Genomic DNA, 6,099 nt, shown 5'->3' on the forward strand with positions numbered 1-6,099 from the left:
CGATCCGCGTCTGCAATACATTGCCGGAGGCCAACGATGAGCCTGGTCGACTACTCAACTGCACGGCAAAAAATCAGCACTCCGCGCGTGTTCAACATCCAGCCCGGATTGTGGCTGGCGTGGGGCGTGATGCTGCTGGCGCTGCTGGCGGCGTTTGCGCCCGGCCTGTTTACCCATTTCAGCCCGACTGAAGGCGTGCCCGGCGCGCAGCGTCTGCCGCCGCAGGCCGCGTACTGGCTCGGCACCGATCAGCTGGGCCGCGATCTCTACACGCGCATTATTTATGGTGCGTCGCAGTCGCTGTCGGCGGCGGTCGCAGCCGTGGCGATGGGGCTGATTGGCGGCACCACGCTCGGCGTGCTGGCGGGTGCGATTGGCGGTCGCACCGAAAACTGGCTGATGCGGCTGGTTGATGTGCTGCTGTCGATTCCCTCGCTGCTGCTGTCACTTAGCATTCTGATTTTGCTGGGCTTCGGCACCGTTCACGCCGCGCTGGCGGTGGGCATCGCATCGATTGCCAGCTTTGCCCGCCTGGCGCGCGGCGAAGTAGTGCGCGTGCGCCGCAGTGAATTCGTCGAAGCGGCTTACGGCAGCGGCGGCAGTTTCTGGCGCGTGTTGTGGCGTCACATTTTACCCAACTCGCTGACGGCGGTGATCGCCTTCGCCGCTTTGCAGTTTGGTCAGGCGATTCTGGCGCTGTCGACGCTGAGCTTTCTCGGCTACGGCACGCCGCCGCCAACGCCAGAATGGGGATTATTGATCGCCGAAGGACGTAACTATCTGGCGACCGCGTGGTGGCTAACCACCTTCCCCGGCATTGTGGTGGTCGCCGTGGTGCTGGCCGCCAACCGCATCAGCCGTCAACTGGCCGGAGGTGACGCATGAGCGCGTTATTAGCCATTGAAAATTTAACCCTCAGCTATCGCCAGCGCGGCGAGTCGCGCGCGGTGGTTCACAACGTCAGCTTTGAGTTGCAGCCCGGTGAAATGGTGGCGCTGGTCGGTGAATCTGGTTCCGGCAAAACCACCACCGCGCAGGCGATTATTGGTTTGATGGCGGAAAACGGCCGCCGTGATAGCGGCAGGATTGTGCTGAACGGCACCGATATCGCTGGCTGGTCATCGAAACGCCTTGATAGCCTGCGCGGCGTCAGCATCAGCTTAGTGCCGCAGGATCCGGGCAACTCGCTTAATCCGGTGAAAACCATCGGCGATCAGGTCGGTGAAATGCTGCAGCTGCACCTGAAAATCAGTAAAGCTGAACGCCAGCACCGCGTGCTGGAACTACTGCAAAAAGTAGGACTGAGCCATCCAGAACAGCGCCTCAAGCAGTATCCGCATCAGCTCTCCGGCGGCATGAAACAGCGCGTGCTGATTGCCATCGCCCTCGCTCTGCGTCCGCGGATCATCATTGCCGATGAGCCCACCAGCGCGCTGGATGTCACGGTGCAAAAACGCATTCTCGATCTGCTGGATGTGCTGCGCCGTGAATCCGGCACCGCAGTGCTGTTTGTCACACACGATTTAGCCTTGGCGGCAGAACGCGCCGATCGCCTGCTGGTATTTCGTCATGGCGAAGTACAGGAGCAAGGCCCGGCGGCGCAGGTGATCAACGCGCCAAAACATGCCTATACGCGGCAGCTGTTAAAGGATGCCGATCCGGGCGACAGCGCGCTGTCCGTGCCGACTCAAGCCAACTTCTCGTCGCCAGCGATTCAGCTCTCCGGCATCAATAAACAGTTTTCCCTTGGTCGCCAGCAGCAGTTACAGGTGGCGAAAGAGGTGTGCGTCACGGTGGCGCGCGGCACCACGCACGCGCTGGTCGGCGAATCCGGCTCGGGGAAAACCACGCTGGCGCGCATTCTTTTAGGCTTTGAGCAGGCCGACAGCGGCCGCGTGGTGATCGATGGCATCGACGCCACCGCGCTGCGCGGTGAAGCGCAACGCCAGCTGCGCCGCAAGATTCAGTTTGTGTATCAGAACCCGTTTGCCTCGCTCGATCCGCGCCAGACGCTGTTCGCCATCATTGAGGAGCCGCTGCGAAACTTTGAGAAACTCAGCAGCGAGCAGCGCCGTGAACGCGTCGCCGCCGTGGCGCAGCGCGTGGCGTTACCGCTGGAATTACTGACACGCAAACCGCGCGAATTATCCGGCGGCCAGCGTCAGCGTGTAGCCATCGCCCGCGCGCTGATTCTGCAACCGGCGATTCTGGTGCTGGACGAAGCGACTTCGGCGCTGGATGTCACGGTACAGGCGCAGATTCTGCAACTGCTGCAACAGCTGCAACGCGAGCTCGGCCTTACGTATCTGTTTATCACCCACGACCTCGCCACCGTGCGCCGCATTGCGCACAGCGTCACCGTACTGCGCGCCGGTGAAGTGGTGGAGCAAGGTGACACCGTCACGCTATTTAACGCGCCTCAGCATCCGTATACCCGATCGCTGATTGACGCGATACCCGCTTTCCGTCCGCTGATTAAGGAGTCTGCATGACGCGCAAACGCATTGGATTTTTCACCCGCCTGCTGGATGACACTACCGCACAGCAGCGCTATCGCCTGGCAACCGAACAAATTCAGCACGCCGAGCGCAACGGTTTTGACAGTGCATGGATTGCGCAGCACCACTTTCACGAGAAAGAAGGCGGCTTGCCGTCACCGCTGCTGTTTCTGGCCCACGTTGCCGCGCACACCCGCACCATTCGTCTTGGTACCGGCATCATCACGCTGGCGATGGAGAACGCGCTGCGCGTCGCCGAAGATGCGGCGGTGCTGGACCTGCTGAGCAACGGTCGGCTCGAAGTCGGTTTAGGATCGGGCGGCACCGCGACCTCGTTTCTGCCTTTCGGCATCACCATCGACCAGCGCGCCAGCGTGTTTGCCGATCATCTGCATCAGCTGCTGAGCGCATGGCGCGGCGATACACTGGGCCATCCGGATAACCATCTTTATCCCGCTGCGCCGACGCTGGCACAGCGCGTGTGGATCGCCACCTTCTCGGTGGAAGGTGCCGCGCGCGCGGGACAAGCCGGGCACGGTTTGATGCTGTCGCGCACCCAACCGCGTCCGGCGGGCCAGCCGGATTTGCCGCTCGACCAGATTCAAAACCCGATGATCGATGCCTATCTGGCGGCATTACCGGCGGGCATTGCGCCGCGCATTCTGGCATCGCGCACCGCCTTTGTCGCCGATTCCCGTGACTACGCGCGCCGCCTTGCCGAACCGGGCTTGCAGCGCCAGGCGCAGCATTTCCGTGAATCAGGACACGTTATTGGCAATACGCTGGACGAACAGGCGCGCCAGTTGGATGCGCACTTCGGCGATGCCGACCAGGTGCGGCAATCGCTGCTCGCCGATACGTCGCTGCAGCGCGTCACCGATATCAGCTTCCAGGTGCACTCCATCGATCCGCCACACACCGACATTCTGCGTTCCATCGAATTGATTGCCGAACACATTGCGCCCGCGCTACGTGGGTAAGTCGGCGACCCTAGGGTTTGTAGGGTCGCCATTCATGGCGACCTTCTAACGTTAAACTGGAGAATTTCATGTCTCAACCGACAGATTTACTGGCCGCGCTAGCGGATATCGATCCCGCGTCTGAACTGGCGCAGGCCCGCGCCGAGCGTCATGCCGCCACGCAGCACACGCAAGGCAGCTACGATGTGCTGTTTTCGCAAGATGATGAAGATTTGCCATTAGCAGAACGCTTCGCCCTCGCCGCGCAGGTCGCTGCCTGGCATGGCGCATCGCGTCTTGAAGCGCATTATCACCAACCATATCAGCTGCACAACGCACGCTTTGATGCAGGTCTGGCATTTGCGGAACTGCTGAGCCTGCATCCGGTCGATGCCGCACCGCAGCACATCGAGAAACTGCAAACTGCCGGCTGGTCGCCGCGCGGTATCGTCACGCTGGCTCAACTGATTGCCTTTGTCAGCTTCCAGAGCCGCTTACTCGCGGGTTTACGTTTGCTCAATGGCGAAGAGACGGCGTCGCAGCCGCATGCGGTTGCCGGTAAATGGCACGATGCGCCGCTCACCCTCAGCGGGAAAACTGCCCTCACAGCCTTTACCCAACAGGAACTGGGTTGGGAACCGTGGCTGGCGGCGAAACCGCTGCATGAATTTAGCGCTGAAGAGCAGGCAACTCTGGCGAAATTCGGCCATAGCGATTCTGATTACTTCCGTCTGTTGGGACGCAATCAGCCGCTGCTCGAGCAGCGCACGCTGACTGATAAAGGCATCTTCTACACGGGTGGCGGACTCTCGCGTGCCGAGCGCGAGCTTGCCGCCACGGTAGTGAGCAAGGTCAACGGCTGCATCTACTGCGCTTCAGTGCATGCACGCAAAGCCAGCCAGCTGTCGAAAGATGAACCGGCGGTGCAGAAGCTGCTCAATGTCGCGCCGGGCGCTGAGCTGTCGCACGGACAATCGGCCCGCTGGGCGGCGCAGATCGATCTGGTCGCCACCTTATCGATCACGCCTGCCGCCACCAGCCTGAAACAGTTGCAGGCGCTGCGCGATCAGGGATTTAGCACGCTGGAGCTGCTGGACCTGATTCAATCCGCCGCCTTCTTCGCCTGGGCTAACCGCCTGATGCTGACGCTTGGCGAACCTTTCTTACCTGAACACACACAAGGATGACCATGACGGATCTTTCCCATCAACAGCTGGTGCGCTGGCGACGCGAGCTGCATCAGCATCCCGAGCTTTCGGATCATGAATTTGCCACCACCGAACGTCTTACCCGCTGGCTACAGGAACTTAATGTCAAACTGTTGCCGCTGGAGTTGAAAACCGGCGTTGTGGCAGAAATTGGTCACGGCGAACCGCTGATTGCGCTGCGTGCCGACATCGACGCCCTGCCCATCGACGAGCAAAGCGACCACGCGTGGCGATCGCAGCAGCCGGGCGTGATGCACGCCTGCGGCCACGATCTGCACAGCAGCGTCATGCTGGGCGTCGCGCAGCAGCTGAAACGCATCGAATCCAAGCTGCCTGGCCGCGTACGCATTCTGTTTCAGCCTGCCGAGGAGATTTTCACCGGTGCAAAGCAGCTACTGGCGGCGGGCGCGCTGAAAGATGTGCAGGCGATTTTCGGCCTGCATAACGCGCCGGATCTGCCGACCGGCACGCTGCGTACACGCGGCGGTGCCTATTATGCCAACGTCGATCGCTTCCAGATCAATATCACCGGCAAAGGCGCGCACGCCGCGCGTCCGCATGAAGGCATTGATAGCATCGTGATTGGCAGCCACATCGTCACCGCACTGCAAACGCTGCCGAGCCGCGTGTTCAGTTCGCTGGAATCGGTGGTGGTCAGCGTCACGCGTTTTACGGCAGGCAACAGCTGGAACGTGCTGCCCCAAACGGTGGAACTGGAAGGCACAGTACGCACCCACAACACGGAGATTCGCGCGCAGATCCCACAGAAAATCGCGGCGCTGATCAATGGCATCGCCGCTGGATTTGGCGCGCAGGCGGAGCTGGTGTGGCAAGAAGGCCCGCCTTCGCTGGTCAACACGCCGCAATGGGCCAATTTCGCGCTGGAGCTGGCAACAGAGCAAGGCTATCAAACCCAGGTCGGCACGCCACAAATGGGCGGTGAAGACTTCGCCTTCTATCTTCAACAGTTGCCGGGCGCGTTCGTCAGCATCGGCAGCGCCAGTGAATTTGGCCTGCATCACGCCGGATTCGATCCGGATGAAGCGATGCTGGAACCGGCGGTGCATTACTTCACCGAACTGGCCCAGCGCGCACTGCTGACGCTGCGCCAGCAACAGGCGCTGGCATCGTGACCATGAGAGCAAGGAGAAAACCGATGGCGATTTCTGTACCTGTTCCACGTCTCGACCATGTGGTGATCAACGTTGCCAGCCAGCTGGATGACGCCAGCGCGCTATTTCGTCGGCTGGGATTTCAGCTGACCGAGCGCGGTCATCACTCGCTCGGCTCCAGTAATCATCTGGCAATTTTTGGTGATAACTATCTGGAGCTGTTGGGGTTTGAAGCTGGGCGCAGCAATCTGCGCCAGGATTTGTGGCAGTCGCCGATTGGCCTCAGCGGTTTAGTGTGGAAAACCGAGGATGCCGACGCGGT

6 protein-coding genes are annotated in these 6,099 nt (G+C 61.0%); all 6 read left to right on the forward strand.

What is annotated here, in order from left to right; all coding sequences use genetic code 11:
• Positions 1–36 precede the first annotated feature (36 nt).
• The gene (locus tag RTY00_RS18250; RefSeq protein ID WP_312665374.1) at positions 37–885 is read left to right on the forward strand and encodes an ABC transporter permease; all 849 of its coding nucleotides are present in this window, start codon (positions 37–39) and stop codon (positions 883–885) included.
• Positions 882–2,492 carry an ABC transporter ATP-binding protein gene (locus RTY00_RS18255; protein WP_312665375.1) on the forward strand — a complete coding sequence of 537 codons (1,611 nt, stop codon included), beginning with the start codon at positions 882–884 and terminating at the stop codon, positions 2,490–2,492. Before RTY00_RS18250 ends, RTY00_RS18255 begins: the two co-directional genes overlap by 4 nt.
• Entirely contained in the window at positions 2,489–3,478 is a 990-nt protein-coding gene (locus RTY00_RS18260; RefSeq protein ID WP_312665376.1) for a putative FMN-dependent luciferase-like monooxygenase, read from the forward strand. Before RTY00_RS18255 ends, RTY00_RS18260 begins: the two co-directional genes overlap by 4 nt.
• 68 nt (positions 3,479–3,546) lie before the next feature.
• On the forward strand, positions 3,547–4,644 hold the full coding sequence (locus tag RTY00_RS18265) for an alkylhydroperoxidase domain protein (RefSeq protein WP_312665377.1): 1,098 nt from the start codon (positions 3,547–3,549) through the stop codon (positions 4,642–4,644).
• A 2-nt stretch (positions 4,645–4,646) separates the two neighbouring features.
• A complete protein-coding gene (locus RTY00_RS18270) occupies positions 4,647–5,798 on the forward strand; it encodes an amidohydrolase (RefSeq protein ID WP_312665378.1) in 1,152 nt (383 codons plus the stop codon).
• A 23-nt stretch (positions 5,799–5,821) separates the two neighbouring features.
• On the forward strand, positions 5,822–6,099 hold a 278-nt coding region (locus RTY00_RS18275; RefSeq protein WP_312665379.1), incomplete at its 3' end, for a VOC family protein.

This window comes from Pantoea sp. CTOTU49201, assembly GCF_032054795.1.
GTDB lineage: Bacteria > Pseudomonadota > Gammaproteobacteria > Enterobacterales > Enterobacteriaceae > Pantoea > Pantoea symbiotica.

Coding starts and splice junctions, on each gene's coding strand:
- RTY00_RS18250 (WP_312665374.1), top strand. CDS start 37: ATGAGCCTGGTCGACTACTCAACTGCACGGCAAAAAATCAGCACTCCG.
- RTY00_RS18255 (WP_312665375.1), top strand. CDS start 882: ATGAGCGCGTTATTAGCCATTGAAAATTTAACCCTCAGCTATCGCCAG.
- RTY00_RS18260 (WP_312665376.1), top strand. CDS start 2,489: ATGACGCGCAAACGCATTGGATTTTTCACCCGCCTGCTGGATGACACT.
- RTY00_RS18265 (WP_312665377.1), top strand. CDS start 3,547: ATGTCTCAACCGACAGATTTACTGGCCGCGCTAGCGGATATCGATCCC.
- RTY00_RS18270 (WP_312665378.1), top strand. CDS start 4,647: ATGACGGATCTTTCCCATCAACAGCTGGTGCGCTGGCGACGCGAGCTG.